Source organism: Sphingobium sp. LSP13-1-1.1 (assembly GCF_040676415.1).
Classification (GTDB): Bacteria; Pseudomonadota; Alphaproteobacteria; order Sphingomonadales; family Sphingomonadaceae; genus Sphingobium.
On record NZ_JBEGHU010000034.1, the window covers coordinates 84,962 to 108,733 of the forward strand.

Consider the following 23,772-nt stretch of genomic DNA (forward strand, 5'->3'; position numbering starts at 1 on the left):
TGCCTATCCCTCCGCCCTCTGTGCCTCGGGTTTTTCTTCCGATTGGATGGCCTTCAGCCGTCCCAGCACCTCATCGCGCGGGCCGAAAGTCTCCAGCCTTCCGTCGCGCATCACCATGATCTTGTCGACGACTCCCAATATCCCCATCCGGTGGGCGACGATGATGACGGAGGCCTTTTTCTTCTTGAGGTCGTCCAGCGTGGCGACCAGCCGCACCTCTCCCTCGGCATCGAGATGCGCATTGGGTTCGTCCAGGAAGACCAGGGGCGGCTTGCCATAAAGCGCGCGCGCCAATCCCACGCGCTGGGCCTGCCCGGCCGAAAGTCCGCGTCCTCCCCAGCCCAGCGTCCGATTATATCCGCCCGGCATTTGCAGGATCAGGTCGTGCGCACCGCTCAACCGGGCCGCCTCGATCACCGCATTGTCGATGGCTTCGCCATCGTCGGACAGGAAATTCCGGAATCGAGCGATATTCTCCTTGATCGTGCCGGCGAACAGCGCGGTGTCCTGCGGCAGATAGCCGATGAAGGCCGCCAGCCTTTCCGTATCCCAATCCTGTACATTCGCGCCGTCATAGCGGATCGATCCGCGCAGGGGTCGCGCCGCGCCGGACAGCATGCGCAACAGCGTCGATTTGCCCGCGCCACTGGGACCGACAATGGCAACGACTTCGCCCGGTTCGACGGCAAAGCTGATATCGGCCAACAGGGGGTGTTCCTGGCCGGGAATGAAATGGGTGAGATGTTCGACCGCGATATGGCCGCCGGGCGGCGGGAGCTGGGTCAGGGCGATATCTGCTTCCCGCGTCGCCAGCAGGTCATTGAGCGTCGCATAGCTCGCCCGCGCATGGACGACGCTACGCCAGGCGCCGAGCAACTGGTCGATGGGGGAGAGGGCGCGTCCGACAAGGAAGGACGAGGCAAAGATGGCACCTGCCGAAATCTGGTTGTTGATCGCCAGCCAGGCGCCGAGGCCCAGCGCCAGCGACTGCAGGATCAGGCGGATGAACTTGCTGATCGCAACATAATGGCCACCTGCGAAACTGGCGCTCGCCTGAAGGTCGAGCATCGTCTGCCGTTCCAGCAGATGGCGCCGCACCAGCGCATTCCGCATGCCGAGCGCCCGAATCACCTCCGCGCCCGCAAGCGTCTGTTCCTGGCTGACATAGGCCTTGTTGGCGGCTTCGTTCGCTTGCTTCAAGGGCGCGTTGGTGCCCTTTTCATTACGTCGCGCGATGAACAGCAAGGCGGCGGCGCCCACCACGGCCAGAGCGGCAATGGCAGGGTGGATCAGGAAGCAGACGAGGACATAGACCGGGCTCCAGGGAAAATCGAAGATCGACAGGATGGTCGGGCCGGTCAGCGCCTGCCTCAGCGTGTCGAATTCCCGCAGGACCTGCTTGTTCATCGTCTCGCCGGTCGATCCGCGCGCCCTCAGCGTCGTGTCGAGCAGCAGGCCCGCCAATTGCCGGTCCAGCCGGATGCTCGCCCGTACCAACAGGCGCGACCGGACCAGTTCCAGCAGCGACAGGGTGCCGATGACCACCGCGATGATGATTGTCAGGAAAAGCAGCGTCAGCCTGCCCTGTCCTGCCACGACACGGTCATAGACCTGCAACATGTACAGAACAGGCCCGATGTAGAGCAGGTTCATCAAGGCGCTGAAGATCAGCGAAGACAGGAAATGTCGCCTGCACGAAGATAGTGCGGCTTTCATGGGGGCTGCCGGTTCATGCAGATCAAGCAACATACCGCCCCCGTTTCTCGAAAGCTGACGCTAAATCATGCGACCTATATCTTGTGCCTGGACCATAATATTCCGGCAAGTTTCGGTAAATATATCAATCAGCATAGTCGACGGCTTGTGCCGCGCTGGAACAGATGTTCAGCGGGCCGCCGTCAATCGGTACTGGCGAAAATCATTCCCACTCGATTGTCTCGTCATGCCATAACATACTGATTTTACGCGACTTTCTCAGGTCTCACGCGAATTTATCCGCCCCTCAGCCCGCCAAAAAGTTATGACACTGATTTTAAAAGGCTTTTCCGGCGAAAATTTTTTCGACGTTTTCACCATCTATCGACGACTATCGCCCCGACTAGCAGCCTGCAACGCGGTGACGCTACGAATATGCCTGCCCGGATTCTACCGCAGGGCTACTACGCTACAATGCGAAGACTCTTTCCTGCAATGGCCCACTCGTAACCGCTCGTGCGACACACTGGAATCCTGTCACGCTCCGCTTCGGACGCGAGCAGGCGTGAGACGCATAGCCGTAAACTGAAAGCGATATTGTGGCTCCTCCCATCCTAAGGAGGCTGCCATGGCTAAGAAGCCAAACCGCGTGCGGATTCTTTTGATGCCGCTGCGCGATGGCGACAATGATGAACCTGCTGGATATTCCGGTCCAGCCACAGTCATGACTGGTCTACCCCGTACAATCAGACGGCACGAACTTCGGCTCATCGTCCCGCTTGCCGACAGCACGATCTTCGAAATGGAACGCCGCGGCGAATTTCCTCAGCGCTTCAACCTGACGCCACGATGCGTGGTCTGGGATCTCGAGGAAGTCGAAACATGGCTTGAGGAACGCCGCAAGTTATGCAGGGAGGGACGAGCGAAGATCGCTCCTGCTCCCGACCTACGCCTGCGCAAGACACGGCCGGTGAAGCGGCGGTCGGAGTAGCGACTCCAGGCATATCGGCTTGTCGCCCCCGGCTAGTTGGATTGGCCACCCGAGTCCTGAACAACGTGCGCCAGCGCGAAGGCTTCCATCGCGGACACCTCGACAGCAAGCGCCGCGAGTTGCAATTGGGCCTCCATCTTCTCCAAGCGCTGATGCGCCCATTCCAAAAAGCCGCAGAGGGCCGATGCATCCTCGGCGATGCGGTCATCAGGAAACGCCATCAGAAACGTCCGTAGCCGATCTCGCTCCTCCGCCTGCGCGAGCTTGCGATCGAGATATTCCACCCGCTGCTGTTCGAGCTTGGCAAGCCGTGTCTGTTCGGCGCGCCGCTGGCGAGCGATCTCCTCGAGCCGTGCCCGTTCCCGCGCTTCTTCCCGCTCCACCTTCCTGCCAGCGGCGAATGCGGCGAACGAGACCAGTATCTCATCGATCCGGCTGTCGATCTTGCGTGCGCGGGTATCGGCGAACCGCCGCTGGGCGTTTTCATACCGTGACCAGCCCGCGATCTCGATCGCCATCTCGCCGGTTGGCGTGAAATCATAATAGGGAATGGAGGGGCGCTTATCCCAATTGTCCCAATCATTGCGATGGCGGGCATCCCAGCGCTCTCGCCGGCGGGTCTCCTCTTCCGTGGCGACATGGAGCGACCGGCGAATGGTCTGATAGATGGCAAAGCCAATCGTTTCATCGTCGACGACCATTTCGAGACCCTCGCGTCCGGCATCGAACCGGTGGCCACGGGCCAGAGCATTGTAGACCAGCGCGTTCAGGAAGGCGCCGACACGATCGAGCGTGTCGGGGTGCGCGCGGATCCGAAAGACCTCCCCACCAAGGCCGGTGAGCGCGCCATTGCGATCCGGCTGTACCTTCTTTGCTGCGACAAGTGTCTTGACCACAAGTGGATGCAGCTTCTCCGGTACGGTTATAGCTTCCACCTGCTGTCCGGCGGCTACGATCGCAGCCTGGACGGGCTCGGGTGCCGGAGGCTTCGCGCGTGCATCGATCACGATGCGATCGCTCACGCCTTTTGGCGCAGCGCCCAGCGGTTTACGCTTGATCGGGCGTCCGGCATGTAGCCGTCCCCAATAGGTGGCATCCGGCAAGGGGATGGCGTGCTTCACGCACTGCTTGCGTAGCGCCACGTCGGAGATGCCGAGCTCGGGCGCCACCTTGGATACGGCGCGCTCCCAGATCATGTCATAAAGCTGCTTCCGGGTGAGAACATGCCGCATCGGCAAACCTCCTGCTGGAGTTCTTAAGCTCGATACGCTATATGACTATCTACATGGTCAGGAGTATGACATGGATGCGATCAATCTGGCGGACGCCAAAGCCCATCTGAGCGAGCTGGTCGACCGGGTCGAAGCGGGCGATTCGATCGACATCACCCGCCGTGGCAAGCCGGTCGCACGGCTCACCGCCGTGGCCAAGCCCCGCATGCCGATCGATGCCGCGCTGCTCCAGTCGCTGACGGCAGCGACGCCGCCGCAGTCCCAGAGTGCCGCCGATCTCGTGCGCTCGATGCGGGATGGCGATCGCTACTGATGCTCTATCTCGACACGTCGCTGATCGTCGCGGCGCTCTCCAATGAAGCGATGACGCCGCGCGCTCAGGCCTGGCTGGCCGAGCAGGATCCGGCGCAACTCCTGATCAGCGACTGGACCGTCACCGAGATGTCGTCGGCCATGGCGATCAAACTGCGGACCGCGCAGATCAGCCTCGAGCAGCGCGCGGCGGCGCTGGCCATGTTCAATAAGCTGGTTGCCGAGAGCTTTACCGTGCTGCCCGTGACGAGTGGGCAGTTTCGCGCGGCGGCGAGGTTTGCCGATCAGCATAGCTTGGGGCTTCGCGCGGGTGACGCCCTGCATCTTGCCGTCGCGTCGGAGCATGGCGCCACGGTGCACACGCTCGACCAGCGGCTCGCCGAGGCAGGCCCGGCGCTCGGTGTGCCGGCGCAGTTGCTGGCATGATCCCGGCATTCTCCAGCTTGGCCGACCCGCTCGGGAGCCGCCATGGCCGGTGACTGGTCCGACGAACAGAACGACGCGATCGTGGCGGATTATTTCACGATGCTCGCCAACGACATCGCCGGGCGGTCCTACAGCAAGGCCGAGCATAACCGCGTCCTACAGGCGGTGATCGATCGGCCCCGCGGCTCGATCGAATACAAACATCAGAACATCAGCGCCGTACTCAAGGGGCTCGGTGAGGACTGGATCCCAGGCTACAAACCGGCTTTCAATTTCCAGGCCTCGCTCGTCGATGCGGTGGTGCGCTGGCTCGATCGTCATCCGGATTGGCTCGCACCCGCCGCGCGGATGGCGATGGGTCCGTCGCAGTCAGCGCTCCGGGAGGAAGCAATGCTGTGGATCGGACCACCACCGACGCACAGCAATGCGCCGCCGCCCGACGAACTCGAGCAGATGACCGTCATCGCCCGGAAGTACGATGTGGCAGAGCGTGATGCGCGCAATCGCGCTCTGGGTCGTGCTGGCGAGGAGCGCGTCCTCGCGCACGAGCGCGCCAATCTACTCGCCGCTGGCAGGACCGATCTTGCCGAGCGCATCCGCTGGGTGTCGGATGTCGATGGCGATGGCGCCGGTTATGACATCCTGAGCTTCGACACCGACGGCCGCGATCGGCTGATCGAGGTGAAGACAACCAATGGATGGGAGCGCACGCCGTTTCACATCACGCGCAATGAGCTGGCCGTTGCGGAGGAGCGACGCAGTGATTGGCGGCTGGTGCGGTTGTGGAATTTCGCGCGAGAGCCGAAGGCGTTCGAGCTGCGGCCGCCCTTGGAGGCGCATGTGTCGCTGATGGCGACCAGCTATCAGGCGAATTTCCTATAGTGGCCGGTAGCGGACTGGCAGCTCTTCAGCGATGCGAGCGATGAAGCAGCCGTTCGCGCAAGTGCCCTAAGCAGCAGTTGTTGGCACGCGATCCCCGATCGGATCGTTGCCGGCCGGTCATTCGAGCACAATCCTAGCAGATCCCCGCACAAATCATTTGTTACTATAGCTTGCCCAGCGATAAGTATCTGTTCTAGTTCCGTTCCTATGCAATCGCGAGCGCAGATGTGACAACCGAACCGGCATCGATCGACGTCGTGCGGGCGTCACGCGACGGCCATCAATTTCATGAGGCGTGGGCGGCGCGGGTTGCGCTTGAACTGCTGCCACCCGAAACGAGTCTGGCCGCGATCGCGATCGAGGGGTTCGCGGTCGAAGACGCGGCGGAAGTCTCAGACGCCGCCCACGAAATCGCCGACCTAGTCCGCTATCGCGACGGCCAAACGCTGGCCACCGCGAGCCGGATCGAAACCCTACAGTTCAAATATTCGATCGCCGCCGCCGATCGGCCGATGCGCGCCTCGGAAATGGCGAAGACGTTACGAAAATTTGCAAGCGCCGCCGCCGATCTTACCAAGGCGCGGCCGGACGCTACCGATCTGGCGCACTTTGAACTCGTGACAAACCGGCCGATTGATGCGGACACGCTCGCCGCGCTCGCAGCGCTGCGCGCCGGCGACAATCTCGACGGACGCGCAGCGGATCACGCAAGACAGATTGCGGGTGCGACTGACCTGACCGGCGCGGCGCTGCAGGCCTTTGCGAACAAGTTGACCCTCACGGGCGCGGGCGGCGCCTTGGTCCGGGTCGAACATGCCAATCTGAGTACGCTAGCCTCTTGGTCCGGTGCGACCGATAACCTCAGCCATGCGCGGCTCGCCAATTTGCGCAGGCTCGTGCGTGATCGCGCAGGAAGCCAGGGCCAGGGTGATAACCGGATTGGCCGGGTCGATGTGCTTGGCGCCCTCGATGTCGCTCATGAGCGAGAGATCTATCCGGTTCGAGCCGCTTTTCCGGACGTGGAAGCCCAGATCGAGCGACCCGTTCTCGACGAGATCATCGATCTCGTGTTCGCCGACCCGCGTGCGTTGTTGATTCATGCAGCCGGTGGCGTCGGCAAGACGGTTCTCATGCAAGCCTTGGCAGACAAGCTTTCGGCGAACCACTGCGTCCTGCTGTTCGATGGCTTTGGCGCCGGCATGTGGCGCGAGCCGTCCGACGGCCGGCATCTCCCGCGAAAGTCGCTGCCGCACCTCGCCAATCTGCTCGCCGCCAACGGCCTGTGCGACATCATGCTTCAATCAAGCCACGTCGAAGAGAGCCTCGCGGCACTGCGTGAACGGCTTGCGGCAAGTGTCGCGACGCTGCGCCAGTTCGATGCCAACGCCAACGTCATCCTCGTGCTCGACGCCATCGACCATTGCGGCATGCAAGCTAAACGAACCGGGACGGCATCGTTCGGCCATGTCCTGCTGCAAAGCCTCAACATCGCCAGCATAGCTGGGGTTCGGGTCGTCGCGTCGTGCCGCACGCATCGCCGCTATGAAGCGCAAGTCGACGCGCGGTGCCGCGAGTTCGCGGTGCCGACCTTCTCCCGCGAGGAAACGGCAGCGCTGGTGCAGAAGCGCTTCCCTTCGGCGACGTCGAATGATGTGACGGTCTTGCAACGCCGGTCGAACGGGAACCCGCGGTTGCTCGACAATCTTTTGCGGCGAGGCGCACCGTTCGATGTGGCGCGGCCGGGCCAATCGTCGGAAACGCTCGAGCAGCTACTTCGCGAACAGATCGAGGCCGCCGAGGAACAGGCCATCGATCGCGGCGCGACCGCGAGCGAAGCGCGCGGCCTGTTGGCAGGCATGGCCATGCTGCCGCCGCCGGTGCCGGTCGACGAGCTGGCGTCCGCCCTCGGACTTTCGCAATCGGACGTGGAAAGCTTTGTCACTGATCTGTTCCCGCTAATCGAACTCACCCCGACCGGGCTGATCTTTCGGGATGAACCGACCGAGACGCTCGTGGTCGAGATGATCGGTGCCGATGCTACGGCGCGCACAGACCTGCTTGCGAGGCTGGATGCGCGACAGGCGCACTCGATCTACGCAGCGCGCGCGCTGCCGGGGATCCTCGCTGAAGCCGCCGAAGTCGATGCGCTGGTCAGCTTGGCGTTCGACGCGCGGGCAATGCCGAACCTCAGCCGGGTCGCACATCGCGCCATTCGGCTCGCACGGCTCAGCGCAGCAATATCGGCGTGCGCGGCCGCCGATCGTGTCGATGACCTGACGAAACTTACGCTGGAGGCTGCTCGCATCTCGAGCGCGACCGAACGCAGCGACGCCTATCTGCGCGCGCACCCGGACTTGGTCGCCTTGAGCGGTGATGCGGAGGCCATCCGGCGATTTCGCGATGATCGGTCGACTTGGGCGGGTCGCCGCCATGCCTCGCTGGCGGTGCTCGACAGCTTCAGCGGGGACCAGCACGCCGCGGCGCTGGAATCCGATCGAGCGCTGACCTGGTTTGATTGGTCCTTACGCGAGAAGCGCGAGGGCCGCGGGTCCGATCGCCGCGACTGGGGCAGCCTCGAGGCTGACGCGATCTTCGTGCAGCTACTGCGCGGCAATGCCGTCAGGATCGACCACTGGCTGGCGAAGCTCGATGACCGCTACGCTTTCGGTATCGCAGCGAAGATGCTCGGCTATGCCGATCGGCTCGCGCGCCTAGACAACAGCGGGGAGCCCGCGCGGCAAGTTCTGCAAAGCCTGAAGCTTTGCCGGAGCCGATCGCCCGCCGTTGTCGCAGCCGTCGCCGCGCGCCTTGCCCTTGATCCGCAGGTTCGGCGAACCCTGTATCGGCGTCTTGCGAACGTGAAGGCGGAGCCAGCCGAACCTGGCAGCTATCATGATTATCGCCGGGAAGACCGGCTGACAGACGGGCTGCTCGATGCTGCAGGTCAAGCCGTGGCGCTTGGCCTGATACGCGACGCGCAGAAAATTATCGCGCATGCCGCAAGCCCTGGGCTCAGAGCCTATCAGTTGGATGATCCCTGGCCGCTCAGTGGCAGCCAAGTGGCGCAGCATCTCAAATTTGCCGCGATCTTCGCCGCGGCCAGGCGGCGCGGGACGCACGTGACGGATTTACTACCGGGAGATATGGCGGAGTTCGTGCCGCTGGCGGTGCGTCGGCGCGGCCCCGTCGCTTTCGAGCGCAATCTCAGACTAAGGCTCCAGGCTGCCAGGAACGAGCGCAAGAAGCACCCCGGCAAGCGACCGATCGATGCCGAAGAGGCGCGGCGCTGGGAACAATGCTTAGCAAAACGGCTGTCGCCGCTGCCGCAATTCGTCGATCAGATCGTCGCGATCCTCAAGTCCCCCGATCCTGCACCGGCGATCGCGAAAGCGTTATCGGACGCTACCGCCGCGATCGCATCCGCTGAAACGTACCCGTACCGGGATCAGCCACGCTTCCTGGCGCGGCTCCACCTCGATGTCATTCGCTGGGCGGCAGCATGCCGTGCGCCCTTGGATCAGGCGAGCGGGGTCGGGCTAGCCGCGTTCCTGGAGGCATCGGAAACGCAGGTCGTGGCGGACTGGATCGGGATGATCGCTTTGCTGGCGCGCATGCCCGCAACCCAGGCCTCTGCACTGCGGCTCGCACGCCTTGCTGAACCGATCATCAGCGCAGACACCGACGTCTCCGCACAGATCCAGGGCTATGGCTCGCTGGCGCGGGCGCTGTTGCCGATTTCGGTGGAGGAGGCTCGGCCCTATTTCCGCATTGGCCTCGAACTGGCTGATGCGGTGGGGTCTGACGATCAGGAGCGGATCGGCGATTTAATCGAGTTCGCCGCGCAATATTCCGGTGAACCCTTGTCGCCAGAAATTGCGCACGCCTTTGTGCGGCTGGTCGAACTGAATATCCCGGATGAGGCGGAGGCGCTCAACTGGCGTCGCTTCACAACCGCGCTCACCAACATTGCAGGGCCAGCGGGCCTGGCACCGCTCGCGCGCATGGCCGATCGTGAGAAGATTGGCCTGGGTTGGACCTTGCCGCCAATGCTCAAGGCCCTTGTCGAACGTGACCGACTGACACCCACGCTCGCCGCTGGCCTCGTCGGCGTCGCGCAATTTGAAGCGACCTGGAATTGGTTTCCGCCTCACGTTGCGCAGGCCATCTTACCGCGTCTCGCGAACCCCGCACGCGAACGCTTTGCGCAGGCCCTGCTCGTCGAACTCGATCGCGACGACGGCGCTACCCTGCGCTCTGAGGTCCTCCACCAGTACAAGCGTCTGTTCGATGCCGAATTGCCGAGCGGCTCGCCGGTCCGAGCTCGCATCGACGCGTTTGCCGCGGCCAAGACACGCCGATCTATCTTGCCCGAGACAACTGCGTCGGAGCGCGCGGCCCCGATGCCCACATTTCTACGCGGGGTCACGAATGTCACCGCAGGCGCGCTTCGCGCCGCGATCGACAAGGCGGCCGCGACGTTCATCGGCAATCGCCCGACCGACGGCTTCATCCTGCAGAGCTTCGTACCGCCGACAACCGATCCCTCGCCGCGCATGGCCTTGTTGAACGCGGTCGCCGATGACGACCTGCTGCGCTTCCAGGACAAGGTCTGGTTTCTCGAGAGCGCACGCGAGCACTGGCATGGTGCTTCACGCGCGCTGGATGAGGCACTCGATGGCGCTGCGATACGCGTCGCGCTGCGACATCTTGATGATGTGGTTCGATCGGGTGACAGCTGGCGCCGCCCTTTGACGCGGATCGCCCATCTCGCCGGAACCCAGCGTGACGAACTGGTTCGAGGGGTGCTCAAGGCGCTGCCGGGTCAAAACGTGGATATCTCCAGCGACTTCTGGATGGGATGTGCCATTCTTCTGGCCAAGTCCGCATCCGCGCAGGCGATTGGAGACGCGCTTGCCCACTATACCGCGCAGTCAACGGCATCGTTTCCGGATTCGATCGGCGATGGGCCTTATTCAAGCGCGTTCGCCGTCGATGCCGATGTGCACGCTGTCGTCGGCGACCTGCTCTGGATGCGATTGGGCTCGCCCGATGCCGGCGATCGCTGGCGGGCGGCGCACGCGGTCAGGACACTCTGCGCCGGTGGTGAGTACCAAATCCTTGTACATCTGCTGAGCGGCCTTGAGCGCAACTCGGCCGGCGCATTTCAGGATCAATCCCGCCCGTTTTTTCACCTGCACGCTCGCACCTGGCTTCTCATCGCCGTGGCGCGCATCGCTGAGGAAGCGCCTGCGGGTGTGGCGCCGCACCGCGCGACAATTGAAGCGCTTGCAGCGAGCGACGCCTTCCCACATGTCCTGTGCCGCCATTTCGCAATCGCGGCACTGCGTGCGCTGGCGGCAAGCGGGCACGTCGCCAATGCCGTCTCGTATGTCGCATGGCTCGACACGCTCAACCGCCCTGTGCTTCCACCGCAACCACGTACTTCGCACAGGCCCGGCTTCTACAGCGCGCGTCCTGAGGACCGGCCGGAGCCGCAACCGCGCTTCCACTTCGACTATGATTTCGACAAGTATCAGGTCGACCCCCTCGGCGGCGTATTCGGTCTGGCCAAATGGGAAGTTGCCGACACCGCCATCGCATGGATCCGCCGCTACGACACGACTGTCGAGTCGATGTACGACGGACCGCGCGGTCGGTGGTCGCGCGATGACATGAGCTATGGATCGAGCACCTTTCCGCCGGCGGATCTCCATGGCGGCCAATTGGCATGGCACGCCGTCCTGCTTGCTGCTGGCCAATTGGCACGCGAGCGCCCAGTCAGTGGCGAAACTTGGGAGCGAGCACCTTGGGAGAGCTGGCTGTGGGAGCGCTTGCTCTCGCGCGAAGATGGCCGCTGGCTATCTGATGGGACTGATCTGTTCCCCGTCGAAGTTGCCCAGCCGGTTTTACGGTCCGAATCGAACGCAAGCGACCAGGTGTTGGTGCCACCCCATCCACTCGACCTTCTCACGCTCGCCGGCTTCGATGACACGCTGATCACGCCCGAGTGCTTTCTGGTGAGCGCGAGCTGGAAGTCGTGTGACGGCCTCGATGTCACAATCGGATCGCAGTTGGTTGATCGAAGAAGGGCTCGTGCCGTGGCCCATGCGGTCTACTCGGCTGATCCCTTCTTCGCCTATCTTCCGACCGATGACGGGGGGGAGGATGCGCATGATCGGCGCGATCCCAGCGAGCGCGCGTTGCTGACGCGGTGGCTGTCGGGCGACGAGCACAGTTACACCAAGCTCGATAGCCGCGACCCGTATGGCTTCGCCACGGCGCTTCAACGCGCACGCCCATCCGCAGCAACGGTGACCAAGATGGGGCTCCAGCAGGCGGACCCATTTGCTCGCAGTTGGATCGACCCTGAAGGCAAAGCGATCTTCAACGCTGCGGCCTGGGGCATGCGCTCAGGTCGCGGTCGGCATGAGACGGAACGTGGGGGCACGCGGCTTTCCGTTGATCGAGACGCGCTGACGGCGATGCTGAAGGCGCAAGATCAGGCGTTGCTGATGCTGATCAAGGTGCGGCGCTATGTTGAGAAGGACCCCAAGGATGACCATTTTCGGCACCAGATGCTGGCGGTAATCGTTCAGCCGGAGGAACCGCTGGAACTCGTATTCGCCGTTCCACCGTGCCTACGAGCCGCCATCGCGAAGCTCGGGCCCTATGAGCGCGGCGAATTTGCCGATCGCTTCGCAGCGGTGGAGGCGCTCGGCACCCCACGTCGACAATCATGGCCGCGCAGTCGCGCGCGGGGCGCGAAACCGCTGGCCGGAACCTGACTGCTCCATGCTTCAGATCAATACGGGAAAGCTCTACGCGCGCGGCGTTGGACGTACAAACCAGCTGCGGGGTGTCCTCTATTCCAACCTCGCGCTCTGTTACGGCCATGACGTGGCGACAGCCGCCGGGACGCTGCGCGAGACCGATGGCATGCGCGGCAATCGCGCGATCGTTTATGAGATCGAGGAGCGTATCGAGGAGGCGGAAGTCGGCCCTGGCTTCCTGATCTCGCACACGATTGGCCCATTCCTGACCGACTTTGCCGCGCTGGCGACATTCGGCCTGCGCGCGATCGTCTCTCCTGATCCTGCAGTGGTCGATCGGTTGACATCGAAGTCGCCGGGTCTGGCGTCGTACGACCCGCCCAGCAAGTTCATCCGTCGCTATTTTGATGAACGGCTTGCCCTGCAGGAAATCGAGATCGCGCCATTCAAGGTTTTCGTCGATCAATTGCTCGCACTGGATCGGCGCCACTTCCTTGCGGCGATGCGCGCAATCCGGACTTTCGTGACCGCGCTCCACCGCATGCGCGACGATCTGGCGCTCGCATATACGCTGTTCGTGTCAGCGGTGGAATCGCTCGCGCAGGAGTTCGATGGGTACACGACCAGCTGGAGAGATGTTGACGAACGCAAGCGTGTACCTGTGGACCGGGCTTTGGCAAAGGCGTCAAAGCGTACCGGCGACGCAGTTCGCGAGGCTATACTCGGTTCGGAGCACGCGTCACTGTCACGGCGCTACCGTGCCTTTGTTCTCCACCATGTCGATCGCGACTATTTTCGCGCGCCGGACCTGATCGCAGGCGCCGCCATCGCTCGGCATGAACTTGGTGAGGCACTGCGTCAGGCTTATGTGCTCCGCTCACGCTATGTCCATAATGTCCGCCAATTGCCGGACGCGATCACCCTGTCGGACGGCGATCGCGAAGCGACCGAGGTGGATCGTCGCCCGGTCCTGAGCTTCCAGGGGCTGGTCCGCCTTACTCACCATGTGATCACGGCGTTTATCTCCAACGGTCCGACGACCACATACGAGCCTTATAACTATACGCGTGAGCAAGCCGGGGTGGTCATGGTCCCGCTTGCCCCGGAGATGTGGGTCGGCATGCCGCTCATGAGCGCGAAGCAGGCTCGACAGCGGCTTGAAGGGCATCTTGAGCAGCTTGTGCCTGTGCTTATGAACACGCCAAACGCGACCGTCACGGATCTGCGACCGATCTTTCCGGATATGGCGCGGCTGGCGAAGTCCTGCGCCAAGCGGGAGCGCTCCCAGTTGCTGACGCTTTATGCATTATTTGCGCGTCTGATTCCGAAACAAGATCACTCCGCCAAGCTGGACGCGTTGATCGAGCAGCACATGGATGTCATCGGAGCGCCAAGCAGCGAGGCGCTCGTCGCTCGCACGATCTTCGGCATGCTTGAGGCTTGGTCGCTCGATGTGCATCGCGAGGCGCTAGAGCAGTATATTGTTGCACGCGTGACGCCTTCAGGATTGCAGGCACCGAGAATTTTGGAGGCGGCTATGTGCCTGGCGCTTGCTGAACGCTTTCGCGTAGCGCGTCGATACAAGGAAGCGCGGGAATGGATCGGATTTGCCGTCGAAGCTTGCCCAGGGCACCAAGCCATTCGCGATCTTGAGGAGCGCTTCTCGTATCGTAAGCGCGTTGACTGGCAGAACGCGTTGATGCCGCGATTGGCGCTTCGGCGGGCATCAAGCACAAGCGAGGTTCTTCGGTGACTAGTGATAGTTCCGCCGATCTATAGCGAGTTGAGCTTGATTGAGGGATGCACGTTAAGCTTTCGAAGCTGAGCACAGGTGCGCGAGCAAACACAAATCCGAGCTCGCCCAGGGCTCGCGATGAAAACTCAGTCTTAGCGAACGGCCGGTTTCAGAGAGTAAAGATGCGCGCCGGAATGGCCGAAACGAGAACGCAAAGCTGACCCGCCTTTGTGCACGCTATCCTACGCCAGAGCACCCCCCACCCATCGAAGCGGATTTACATCATCCTGGTACTGCGCAAAGATCGGTGCCGTGAAAGAAATGGAGTAGGTCAGCTCGATGCGAGTGAAAGACGGACGCGAACGGCAGTCAAGCGAAGGCGAAACCACCCGCCGAAACTACGCTATTGCCGCCGTTTGTATCCGTCACTCCCACTCGATCGTACCCGGAGGCTTCGAGGTGTAGTCGTAGACCACCCGGTTGATGCCCTTCACCTCATTGATGATCCGCGTCGCCACCCGGCTGAGGAAGGCGGCGTCGAAGGGATAGATGTCCGCCGTCATGCCGTCGGTGGAGGTCACCGCCCGCAGCGCGCAGACGCTGTCATAGGTACGGTGGTCGCCCATCACGCCCACGGTGCGGACCGGCAGCAGCACTGCAAAGGCCTGCCAGATCGCGTCGTACAGCCCGGCATTGCGGATTTCTTCCAGATAGATGGCGTCGGCCTTGCGCAGGATATCGCAGCGTTCCTTCGACACTTCGCCCGGAATGCGGATGGCAAGGCCGGGGCCGGGGAAGGGATGCCGCCCGACGAAAATCTCCGGCAGGCCGAGTTCGCGGCCAAGCGCGCGCACTTCGTCCTTGAACAGCTCGCGCAGCGGCTCGACCAGCTTCATGTTCATGCGCTCGGGCAGGCCGCCCACATTATGGTGCGACTTGATCGTCACCGAAGGCCCACCGGTGAAGCTCACCGATTCGATCACGTCGGGATAGAGCGTCCCCTGCGCCAGGAAGTCCGCGCCGCCGATTTTCTTCGCTTCTTCCTCGAACAGGGCGATGAACTCGCCGCCGATGAACTTCCGCTTCTTCTCCGGATCGGTCAGGCCCGCCAGCCCGCCCAGGAAGCGCTCCTCTGCATTCGCATGGACCAGCTTGATGCCGTAATGCTCGCGGAACAGGCTCACCACCTGCTCCGCCTCGCCCAGGCGCATCAGCCCATGGTCGACGAACACGCAGGTCAGCTGGTCGCCGATCGCCTCATGGATCAGCACGGCGGCAACGGCGCTGTCGACCCCGCCCGACAGACCACAGATCACCCGGCCTTCGCCCACCTGTGCGCGGATGTCGGCAATCTTGGTCGCGCGGAACTCCGCCATGGTCCAGTCGCCGGCAAGGCCGCAGACATGGCGCACGAAATTGGCGAGCAGCTTCGCACCGTCCGGGGTGTGCACGACCTCCGGGTGGAATTGCGTCGCGTAGAAGCGCTTTTCCTCATTGGCCGTGATGGCGTAGGGCGCCCCTTCGCTGACCGCCACCACTTCGAAACCCGGCGCCAGGCTCGTCACCTTGTCGCCGTGGCTCATCCACACCTGGTGGCGCTCGCCCTCCGTCCAGAGGCCGTCGAACAGCGCGCAGCCCTTCTTCACCTCGATGAAGGCCCGGCCGAATTCGCCGCTCTCTCCGCCTTCGACATTGCCGCCCAGCTGCTGCATCATCGTCTGCTGGCCATAGCAGATGCCCAGGATCGGAATGCCCGCCTCGAAGAAATGCTGCGGCGCGCGGGGGCTGTCCTCCCACATCACCGAAGACGGGCCGCCGGAAAGGATGATGCCCTTCGGCTTCAGCCGGTCGAATGCTTCGGCGGCGCTGTTGAACGGGGCGATCTCGGAATAGACGCCGGCCTCGCGCACGCGGCGGGCGATCAGCTGCGTCACCTGGCTGCCGAAATCCACGATGAGGATGGAATCCTGAAGGGGCAGCGTCATCGAATCGCCTTTATTTGACCAGAGGAAGGGATTCGCGCCCGGTTAGTGCGCTTGTGCCCCCTTGTCCAGCGAAGCCGCGTCGTCGCGCCGCCCCGCCGCCCATCCCAGCGCGGCCCCGCTCGCCAGCACCGCCGCAGCGATCAGGAAAGCGCTGCCGATGAAGGGCAGCAGCGGCTTCGGGCCCACCGACAGGGAATAGAGGGTGCCGAAGAACAGCGGCGACACTATGCCTGCGATGGAACCCACGCTGTTGTTCGCCCCCTGCAACTGGCCTTGTTCGGATTCCGACACGCGCTGCGTCATCAGCGACTGGATCGTCGGCATGGCGAGCCCCCAGAGCGCGTTGGGGAACATCGCCGCGACGAACAGCCAGCCGGTCGGCGCCAGTCCCATCGCCGACAGGCCGATCGCGCCGAAGGCAAGCCCGATCACCATGGTCGTGCGGTCGCCCAGCCGCTTCACCACCGGCCCGACCAGCAAAGCCTGCACGCCCATGTCCAGAATGCCGGCCAGCGCAAGCAGCGCGCCGACCTGCCACGCCCCCCAGCCATAGCGGTCGCCCGCATAGAGCACGAACACGGCGGAGAAGAGGTGATGCGCGAAAAAGAGCAGGAAATTGACGATCGCCAGGCTGGAGAGTTCCGGATGCGACCGCAGCAGTCGCAGGGCGCCGAAGGGATTGGCCCGTTTCCAGGAAAAATCCATCCGCTTGTCGCGGGGCAGGGACTCCGGCAACACGAACAGCCCGTAGAAGAAGGCAAGGGCGGACAGGCCGGCCGCCGCCCAGAAGGGGGCCCGCAGCGAAACCTCTCCCAATGCGCCGCCCAGCAGCGGCCCCGCCACGAAACCGCCGCTGAACGCCGCGCCGATCAGCCCATAGCCCCGCGCCCTCCCTTCGGGCGGGGTGATATCGGCCATATAGGCAAAGGTGGAGGTGAAGCTGGACGAGGTCACGCCCCCCAATAGCCGCCCCGCCGCGAGCCACCAGAGATTGGGCGCGACCGCCATCAGCAGGAAATCGAGCGCCAGTCCCGCGACCGAGATCAGGATGACCGGCCGCCGCCCGAACCGATCGGACAGCGAGCCGATGACCGGCGAACAGAGAAACTGCATCCCGGCCCACAAGGCCACGAACAGCCCGTTCCACATCCCCGCCGACCTGCTGGACCCCGAAAGCGTCTCGATCAGTTGCGGCAGTACCGGGATGATGATCCCCATCGACATCACGTCGAGCAGCGCCGTCACCAATATGAAGGCGATCGCAGCCTTGCGGCGGTGGGTTGGGCGGGGGGGCATGATAGACTCCTGGTGCCGTTCCGCTTCTGATCGTAACGGATCAAATGCCATAGGATATTGTTTTCAGCGTGTTTTTCGATCCGGCGGATGATTCCTTCTGCTTGCAACACGCTCTACAGCGATTTCCAAGCGATCGCTGGCTAAGAAATCGCGGAAGGCAGAAATGCCGGGCCCCGTTTCGATCCCGCTGGACCGAACCCGCCCTGGGCGCCGCGCCCGTCATGCCAGGTCGACCGGACCCAAATGACCGCTCCACCACAGCAGCAGTCCGGAAAATGCAACGGCGATCCACAGCGCGTGGAGGCCCATCATCGCGAAAAGCCCGCCCCCGGTCATAGCGCCGGCCACCAGCCCCAGCCACAGCATTAGATAGGGCAGCCAAGTCCATCGCGGCCCACCGCTCAGCGCCACCGCCAGTTGCTGTCCCAGCTTTACCAGCGCGCCGGTCATATAGGTGACGCCGATGCTGACTTCCCCCTCGCGCTGGAAGACATTGTTCACCGTGCCCATCGCCGCCGCCATCAGCAGCGTCAGCCCCGTGCCCGGCCTCTCCGGCAGGGTGAGCAGCGCGGCGCAGAACAGCAGCGCGGTCGCCAGGCCCAGCACCGCCTGTTTGCGCCAGCGCCCCGCTCGCCGCGCGACCAGCGCGCCCGCCAGCACGCCGCCGACAAAGGCCCCGATCAATCCGGCCGCCATCCCCGCGACCGCCGCGCCGGCGGCCAGCCCCACGCCGAGCCGGGTGGAATTGCCGCTCATGAAGGAGACGAACAGCCCACCGAGCTTCAGGAAACCCAATGCGTCGATGAACCCCGCCTGCGCCGCAAGCGCGATGGCCAGCATGTGGCGGGAAGCATCATATCCACGCATGGTCCGGGCTCGTTCGATCAGGGCCGGGGCGGCGCGACGCGCTCGCCGTCCACGGGTTCGACGACAATCGGCGCGAAGGACGCCGAAGCGGGCTCCACCGCGCCCTTCACCAGCGAATCAAGGCTGGAGCCATCCAGCCCCAATTCCTTCATCAGGCCATCGATCACCGGTGCCTGCGCCCGGTAACGCAGGGCGGCGGAAACCGCGGCATTGGCGAGGTTCTGCTCGCCGCCGCCGATCACCGTCGCGCCGTCCCCATGTGAGCCGGTGATCCCGTCGACCTGCACGATCCTGATCGAATCGATCGCCTCCATCGGCTTGGCCGCCTCCCGCACCAGATCGGGCAGCACCTTGAGCAGGGCCATCTTCGTCTGCAGCGACATCTGGTCCGACGACAATATATTCGCGGCCTCATTGACCGCGCGCTGACCCGCCGCCTCGACCTCGAAACGGACCCGGTCCGCCTCGGCGCGCAGCTTGGCGGCTTCCGCCTCGCCCTCGGCCGCCAGGCGCAGCGCCTCGGCACGGTCGGCCGCGGCCTGCTTCTCCGCTTCCGCCTCGACCCGCACCTGGATGGCGGCGCGCTCGGCTTCCCGCGCCGCGTCGATCAACTCGATGCGCTTGGTGCGTTCGGCAATCTCGGTCTGGCGCGAGGTCTGGACCTGCTCCTCGGCGGCAACCGCCTTGGCGCGGGCTTCGTCGGCCTGCGCCTTGGCCTGGCTCTCCTCGCGGCTCTTGTTCTGCACGGCGATCTGCTGCTCCTGCCGGGCGAGCTCCAGCGCCTGTTCCTGCGCGATGCGGGCCTGCTGCACGGCGCGGTCGGCCTCGATCTGTTGGCTGTCGACCAGCTTCTTCGCCTCGATGCGCGCCTGGTCCGCCTCCTGTTGGCGCAGCGACTGTTCGCGGGCCACCTCCGCCGCCTGCACGGCGCGGCGCATCTCGACCTCGCGTTCCTGCTCCAGCCGGGCGAATTCGGTGTCGCGAGAGATCAGCAGCGACTGGCGTTCCGCTTCCAGATTCTTGGTCTCGATCTGGACGCGGGTTTCCTGCTCGATGTCGTTGCGCGACTTCTTGCGCAGTTCGATCTGCTCGGTCAGCTTGGTCAGGCCCTCTGCGTCGAACGCATTATTGGCGTTGAAATGCTCGATCGAGGTCTGGTCCAGACCCGTGAGGGACACGCTCTCCAGCTCCAGCCCGTTCATGGCGAGATCGACGGACGACACCTGCTGCACCTTCTGCACGAACTCGCTGCGCTGCTCATGCAACTGGTTCATCGTCATCCCCGCGGCGACGGAACGCAACGCGTCGACGAACTTGCCCTCGACCAGTTCCTTCAACGCCTCCGGATTCATCGTCCGCGCGCCCAGCGTCTGCGCTGCGGTGGCGATGGACTGCGCATCGGGCTTCACCCGGACATAGAATTCCGCCTTCACGTCGATGCGCAGGCGGTCCAGCGTGATCAGCGCGTCGCTGTTCTTGCGTTCCACCGCCAGCCGCACCGTGTTCATGTTGACCGGCATCGTCTCATGAAAGATCGGCAGCACCAGCGCGCCGCCGTTCATCACGACCTTCTCCCCGCCAAAGCCGGTACGCACGAAGCCGATTTCCTTCGACGCCCGCTTGTAGAGCCGCGCCAGCACGACGCCGAGCACGATCAGGAGGAGAAGCCCGGTCCCGGAGATGATCAGGTAGGGCATGAGCGAAAAGCTCTCCTGCACGGCGGGCAAATTCATGGAATACTCCTAAAGGCGGGGCAGATAATGGTCGCCATGCGATATGGCGCGGAAGACATGGTCCTCCCGGCGGACCAGCAGGATGGTTTCGCCCTCTTCCAGCGTCTGGCCGGCATTGTCGGGTTCGACCATGACATAATGCGCCTGGCCATAGGCATCCTCGACCCGGGCGCGGGCGGGGGAGCCGCTGCGCGCCACGCCGGTGACGATGCGGGCAAAGCTGCCGGTCAGCGCGTCCAGCGGAACGGCGCTGCTCTGGTCGCGGGGAAGCAAGGGGGCGAGCCACCGCGCGGCAAAGCCGGTCAAGGGCAGGCTGGCGAGGAAGGCGGCGGGCGCGGCGATCAGCGGCGACAGCATGGCGCCGGCGAAGTCAAGCAGCAGATGCTGTCCGATCAGCCCGATCATGCCGAACAGCGCCAGGAAGATCGCGAGCAGCATCAACAGCGGCAGACGGCCCAGCCCCAGCCAGCCCAGCCCCAGCCAGCCCAGCAGATCCGCGTCGCCGTGAATGTCGAGATCGAAATCGCCCGCGATGCCGATGGCCTGCACCGCCCCTATGAGCAGCATGAGCACGATCGCCGAGACGAAAACGATATTCTCGGTCGCGAAAAGAAACGCGGCCACCCCTGTCTCCCCTGATTCGCGTCAATGCTAATATATTGACGAAAAAGGGGATAGGGCAAAGCGTGGCGGCGCTGCGGCGAACCGAGCGCGCTTAGCGGGCGGCGCGATCCCGTCCGAAATAGAGGTCCGCGATCCGGCCATTCTGCACCGAGCAGGTGAAGTGGCGCGGCCGGCCGTCCTGCGCCCGCCAGCCGGATCGGACCTCGACATCGCCCTCCACATCATAGCCGTTGCGCGTCTCGCGGGGCTCCTGCACCTGCCGTACCTCGGCAAAGCCGCCGTCCCGTTCGGCCTCGTCGCGGGCGGCGAGGGCGCAATAGGTGATCGCATCCTCCCCTTCCTGGTCGGAGGGGCGCGCCTCGGCCAGATCGTCCTGCCTGCCGTCGCGGCCGGGGGATGCGGCGTCGGCATGATCCTGATCCGCCGCCACGACGTCGGAAAAATCATCGTCGGCACGCGCCTGGCCGGGGCGATCATCCGGGGCGGCGTCATCGGCCGGCGGCTGCGCTTCGTCCGACAGCCCGTCCTGTTCCTGCGGCGCGCTTTGCCCCGGTCGATAGGGCTGCGCCGATGCGATGCCGCCCGTCAGCAGGCCCAGCGCGATCAGCGACCCTGTCATCCACCTCATCTTGTTCATGGCCCTCGTCCCTCAACGCAAATCTTGCCGATGGCTAGAGCGGGTTTCGATCCGATTGAATCAGATAGCCGCTCCGAATTCCTTGTTTGCCGCGATTTCTTAATCAGCGATCGGTTCCGATCGCTTGGAAATCGCTCTAGGCGGTTGTGGCTGTCGGGGGCCTGAACGCCGGGTGTGTCGCCATGGCTAAGCGCCGGCCCGGTCCATCGGACCGCCAGGCGCCGCGTCGGACGGTTGCGGCTATTGCGGCTGTGCGCTCAGTTTCAGCCCTGTGTAATAGGCGGCAAAGGCATAGCTGTCGGCATATTCGTCGATCAACTTGTCCACAGGCTTGCCAGCGCCGTGCCCCGCCCTGGTGTCGATCCGGATGAGGCGGGGCTTCGGCCCCAGCTCCGCCGCCTGCAGCGCCGCGGCATATTTGAAGCTGTGCGCCGGCACCACCCGGTCGTCGGTATCGCCCGTGGTGACGAGGATCGCCGGATAGTCCTTGCCGCTTATGATGTTGTGATAGGGCGAATAGGCGTAAAGCAGGTGGAAATCCTCTTCCCGGTCCGGCGATCCATAATCGTCGATCCAGTAGCGGCCCGCGGTGAAGCGGTCGAAGCGCAGCATGTCCATCACGCCCACCGCGGGCAGGGCCGCGGCGAACAGGTCGGGCCGCTGGTTCACCACCGCGCCGACCAGCAACCCGCCATTGGACCGCCCCTCGATGGCGAGGCCGTCCTTCGTGGTATAAACATTGGCCTTCAGATATTCGCCTGCCGCGATGAAGTCGTCGAACACATTCTGCTTGTTGGCCAGCCGGCCCGCATCATGCCATGCCTTGCCGAACTCGCCGCCGCCGCGCAGATTGGCGATGGCATAGACGCCGCCCTGCTCCAGCCACGCCATGCGCGTCGCCGAATAACCAGGCGTCAGCGCGATGTTGAAGCCGCCATAGCCGTACAGGATCGTCGGCGCGGGCGTTCTGGAAAGGGCCAGCACCTTCTTGCGGATGACCGTCATCGGGATCATCGTGCCGTCCTTCGAGGGATAGCTGATCTGTTCAATGCCGTAGTCGTCGGGATTGAAGGGCAGTTCCGGCCGGGCGAACAGCTCGTAGCGCAGCGTCGCCGTGTCGAAGCGGTAGATGCTCGATGGCGTGGCAAAGCCCGAGAAGCTGAAGAAGGTTTCCGGGTCGCCGTCGCGCCCGCCGAAGCCCGCCGCCGTGCCCATGCCCGGCAGCGGCACGTCGCTGACCTTTCGCCCGCTGAGGTCGACCAGTTCCGCCACGCTTTCCGCATCGGACAGATAGGCGAGGATCAGCCGGTCCCCCACCAGCGACCCGCCCGCCAGCGTATCCGTGCGTTCGGCCACCACCTGTGTGCTGCTGCGTCGGGGGAAGCGGGCGTCTATCGAAACCACGCGCAAATGCGGCGCATATTGGTCGGTGATGAAGTAGAGCGTCGACCCCCGGCTGCCGATCAGTCGCCAGTCATTGGTGATGCCCTTTACCAGCGGGCGTATCTTCACCCTGCCGCCGGTCAGTTCGGCCAGATGCAGCTCCCGGCGCGGGTCCGTGCCCTGGAAGCTGCTGATGACCAGCCAGCGCCCGTCCTGCGTCACTTGCGCCGTATGGCTGAGGCGCGGTTGATCGGGCGTGGCGTAGATCAGCTGGTCCTGCGCCTGCGCCGTGCCGAGCCGGTGATAATAGAGCTGTTGCCCCACCGTTGCGGATTGCGACCTGGCGCCATCCCGCGGCGCGTCGAAGCGCGAATAGAAAAAACCCTGCCCTTGCCCGTCCCAGGCAAGCTGGGAAAATTTCACCCATTGCACGACATCGTCGAGCGGCCGGGCCGAAGCGACGTCCAGAACCTTCAGCGTGCGCCAGTCGCTGCCCGCCTCCTGCACGGCATAGAGCAGGAAGCGGCCGTCGGGCGAGGGCGCCCATTCCGCCAGCGCGTCCGACCCGTCCTCCGCCCAGGCATTGGGGTCGATCAGCAATCGCTGCGCGCCGTTCAGTCCGTCGCGCACATAGAGCGGCGTCTGGTTCTGGAGCCCCTTGTTATAGCCGTAGAAGTAGCGCCCCCCCGCCTTGCGCGGGATCATGTAGCGGCCATGGGCGAACAGCGCCTGCATTCGTTTCTTGAGGGTCTCGCGCCCCGGCAAGCCGTCAATGTAACGGCGGGTGAGGCGGTTTTCCTGTCCCACCCAGTCGCGGACGGCAGGATCGTCGCGCGGCTCCTTTTCCAGCCAGCGATAGGGATCGCGCACCTTGACCCCGAAATGATCCTCGACCAGGTCGATCCGCCTTGTCTCGGGGTAGCGCAGGCCATGGCCGTGCAGATCGCCGTCATTGCCGCGCGGACGATATGCCGTCTCCGGAAGCTTGCTTCCCGAACCGCTCGAGCCAGCCAGGTTGCGCGCTATGTTTGCTTCGTCTCCGGGCGCAATCGGACCTGCGCCCGGCTCTGCACCGGCGGGGAGGGCAAGCAGCAGCAGCGACGCCAGAGCCAGGCAGCCAAGGGCGCGCATCCTCTCCAACTTCCATCCCCATGAAAACAAACGAAACAGGCCGTGGCTCTTATCAAGCCACGGCCTGTTCCGA

The 23,772-nt window shown here is 64.0% G+C and carries 15 protein-coding genes; 6 read left to right on the forward strand and 9 right to left on the reverse strand.

Annotated features, from left to right (window positions below; genetic code table 11):
* Nucleotides 1-3: 3 nt before the first annotated feature.
* Nucleotides 4-1,716 carry a type I secretion system permease/ATPase gene (locus tag MRBLSP13_RS15630; RefSeq protein WP_363755427.1) on the reverse strand — a complete coding sequence of 571 codons (1,713 nt, stop codon included), beginning with the start codon at nucleotides 1,714-1,716 and terminating at the stop codon, nucleotides 4-6.
* Nucleotides 1,717-2,323: 607 nt separating this feature from the next.
* Here MRBLSP13_RS15630 and MRBLSP13_RS15635 point away from each other — a divergent pair.
* A complete protein-coding gene (locus MRBLSP13_RS15635) occupies nucleotides 2,324-2,686 on the forward strand; it encodes a helix-turn-helix transcriptional regulator (protein ID WP_363755429.1) in 363 nt (120 codons plus the stop codon).
* A gap of 32 nt (nucleotides 2,687-2,718) precedes the next feature.
* Here the strand turns inward: MRBLSP13_RS15635 and MRBLSP13_RS15640 are convergent, their stop codons facing one another.
* Nucleotides 2,719-3,918, reverse strand: a complete 1,200-nt coding sequence (locus MRBLSP13_RS15640; RefSeq protein WP_363755431.1) for a hypothetical protein — start codon at nucleotides 3,916-3,918, stop codon at nucleotides 2,719-2,721.
* 70 nt (nucleotides 3,919-3,988) lie between these two features.
* Between MRBLSP13_RS15640 and MRBLSP13_RS15645 the strand changes: the two genes are divergently transcribed.
* The 5 genes from MRBLSP13_RS15645 (at nucleotide 3,989) to MRBLSP13_RS15665 (ending at nucleotide 14,061) form a co-directional block, all read left to right on the forward strand.
* The gene (locus MRBLSP13_RS15645) at nucleotides 3,989-4,231 is read left to right on the forward strand and encodes a type II toxin-antitoxin system Phd/YefM family antitoxin (protein ID WP_363755433.1); all 243 of its coding nucleotides are present in this window, start codon (nucleotides 3,989-3,991) and stop codon (nucleotides 4,229-4,231) included.
* Nucleotides 4,231-4,656: a type II toxin-antitoxin system VapC family toxin gene (locus MRBLSP13_RS15650; protein WP_363755435.1), complete on the forward strand. Its 426-nt coding sequence runs from the start codon at nucleotides 4,231-4,233 to the stop codon at nucleotides 4,654-4,656. Before MRBLSP13_RS15645 ends, MRBLSP13_RS15650 begins: the two co-directional genes overlap by 1 nt.
* A 42-nt stretch (nucleotides 4,657-4,698) precedes the next feature.
* Nucleotides 4,699-5,538, forward strand: a complete 840-nt coding sequence (locus MRBLSP13_RS15655; RefSeq protein ID WP_363755437.1) for a DUF3883 domain-containing protein — start codon at nucleotides 4,699-4,701, stop codon at nucleotides 5,536-5,538.
* 227 nt (nucleotides 5,539-5,765) lie between these two features.
* On the forward strand, nucleotides 5,766-12,323 hold the full coding sequence (locus tag MRBLSP13_RS15660; protein WP_363755439.1) for an NACHT domain-containing protein: 6,558 nt from the start codon (nucleotides 5,766-5,768) through the stop codon (nucleotides 12,321-12,323).
* Nucleotides 12,324-12,330: 7 nt separating this feature from the next.
* On the forward strand, nucleotides 12,331-14,061 hold the full coding sequence (locus tag MRBLSP13_RS15665) for a hypothetical protein (RefSeq protein WP_363755441.1): 1,731 nt from the start codon (nucleotides 12,331-12,333) through the stop codon (nucleotides 14,059-14,061).
* A 407-nt stretch (nucleotides 14,062-14,468) separates the two neighbouring features.
* On the opposite strand, the gene guaA is transcribed toward MRBLSP13_RS15665, so the two are convergent.
* The 7 genes from guaA to MRBLSP13_RS15700 form a co-directional block, all read right to left on the reverse strand.
* On the reverse strand, nucleotides 14,469-16,028 hold the full coding sequence (gene guaA, locus MRBLSP13_RS15670; protein ID WP_133652629.1) for a glutamine-hydrolyzing GMP synthase: 1,560 nt from the start codon (nucleotides 16,026-16,028) through the stop codon (nucleotides 14,469-14,471).
* 42 nt (nucleotides 16,029-16,070) lie between these two features.
* Nucleotides 16,071-17,324, reverse strand: coding sequence for a TCR/Tet family MFS transporter (locus MRBLSP13_RS15675; protein ID WP_363738554.1), 1,254 nt, complete (start codon nucleotides 17,322-17,324; stop codon nucleotides 16,071-16,073).
* A 219-nt stretch (nucleotides 17,325-17,543) separates the two neighbouring features.
* Entirely contained in the window at nucleotides 17,544-18,191 is a 648-nt protein-coding gene (locus MRBLSP13_RS15680) for a YoaK family protein (protein WP_363755444.1), read from the reverse strand.
* A 17-nt stretch (nucleotides 18,192-18,208) separates the two neighbouring features.
* Complete coding sequence (locus MRBLSP13_RS15685) at nucleotides 18,209-19,924, reverse strand: flotillin family protein (protein WP_363755446.1); 1,716 nt, start codon at nucleotides 19,922-19,924, stop codon at nucleotides 18,209-18,211.
* Between the two features lie 9 nt (nucleotides 19,925-19,933).
* Nucleotides 19,934-20,548: an OB-fold-containig protein gene (locus MRBLSP13_RS15690; protein WP_363755448.1), complete on the reverse strand. Its 615-nt coding sequence runs from the start codon at nucleotides 20,546-20,548 to the stop codon at nucleotides 19,934-19,936.
* Between the two features lie 91 nt (nucleotides 20,549-20,639).
* Entirely contained in the window at nucleotides 20,640-21,185 is a 546-nt protein-coding gene (locus MRBLSP13_RS15695; RefSeq protein ID WP_363755450.1) for a hypothetical protein, read from the reverse strand.
* Between the two features lie 240 nt (nucleotides 21,186-21,425).
* The gene (locus MRBLSP13_RS15700) at nucleotides 21,426-23,699 is read right to left on the reverse strand and encodes a prolyl oligopeptidase family serine peptidase (RefSeq protein ID WP_363755452.1); all 2,274 of its coding nucleotides are present in this window, start codon (nucleotides 23,697-23,699) and stop codon (nucleotides 21,426-21,428) included.
* Nucleotides 23,700-23,772 lie beyond the last annotated feature (73 nt).

Coding starts and splice junctions, on each gene's coding strand:
- MRBLSP13_RS15630 (WP_363755427.1), bottom strand. CDS start 1,716: ATGAAAGCCGCACTATCTTCGTGCAGGCGACATTTCCTGTCTTCGCTG.
- MRBLSP13_RS15635 (WP_363755429.1), top strand. CDS start 2,324: ATGGCTAAGAAGCCAAACCGCGTGCGGATTCTTTTGATGCCGCTGCGC.
- MRBLSP13_RS15640 (WP_363755431.1), bottom strand. CDS start 3,918: ATGCGGCATGTTCTCACCCGGAAGCAGCTTTATGACATGATCTGGGAG.
- MRBLSP13_RS15645 (WP_363755433.1), top strand. CDS start 3,989: ATGGATGCGATCAATCTGGCGGACGCCAAAGCCCATCTGAGCGAGCTG.
- MRBLSP13_RS15650 (WP_363755435.1), top strand. CDS start 4,231: ATGCTCTATCTCGACACGTCGCTGATCGTCGCGGCGCTCTCCAATGAA.
- MRBLSP13_RS15655 (WP_363755437.1), top strand. CDS start 4,699: ATGGCCGGTGACTGGTCCGACGAACAGAACGACGCGATCGTGGCGGAT.
- MRBLSP13_RS15665 (WP_363755441.1), top strand. CDS start 12,331: ATGCTTCAGATCAATACGGGAAAGCTCTACGCGCGCGGCGTTGGACGT.
- guaA (WP_133652629.1), bottom strand. CDS start 16,028: ATGACGCTGCCCCTTCAGGATTCCATCCTCATCGTGGATTTCGGCAGC.
- MRBLSP13_RS15675 (WP_363738554.1), bottom strand. CDS start 17,324: ATGCCCCCCCGCCCAACCCACCGCCGCAAGGCTGCGATCGCCTTCATA.
- MRBLSP13_RS15680 (WP_363755444.1), bottom strand. CDS start 18,191: ATGCGTGGATATGATGCTTCCCGCCACATGCTGGCCATCGCGCTTGCG.
- MRBLSP13_RS15685 (WP_363755446.1), bottom strand. CDS start 19,924: ATGAATTTGCCCGCCGTGCAGGAGAGCTTTTCGCTCATGCCCTACCTG.
- MRBLSP13_RS15695 (WP_363755450.1), bottom strand. CDS start 21,185: ATGAACAAGATGAGGTGGATGACAGGGTCGCTGATCGCGCTGGGCCTG.
- MRBLSP13_RS15700 (WP_363755452.1), bottom strand. CDS start 23,699: ATGCGCGCCCTTGGCTGCCTGGCTCTGGCGTCGCTGCTGCTGCTTGCC.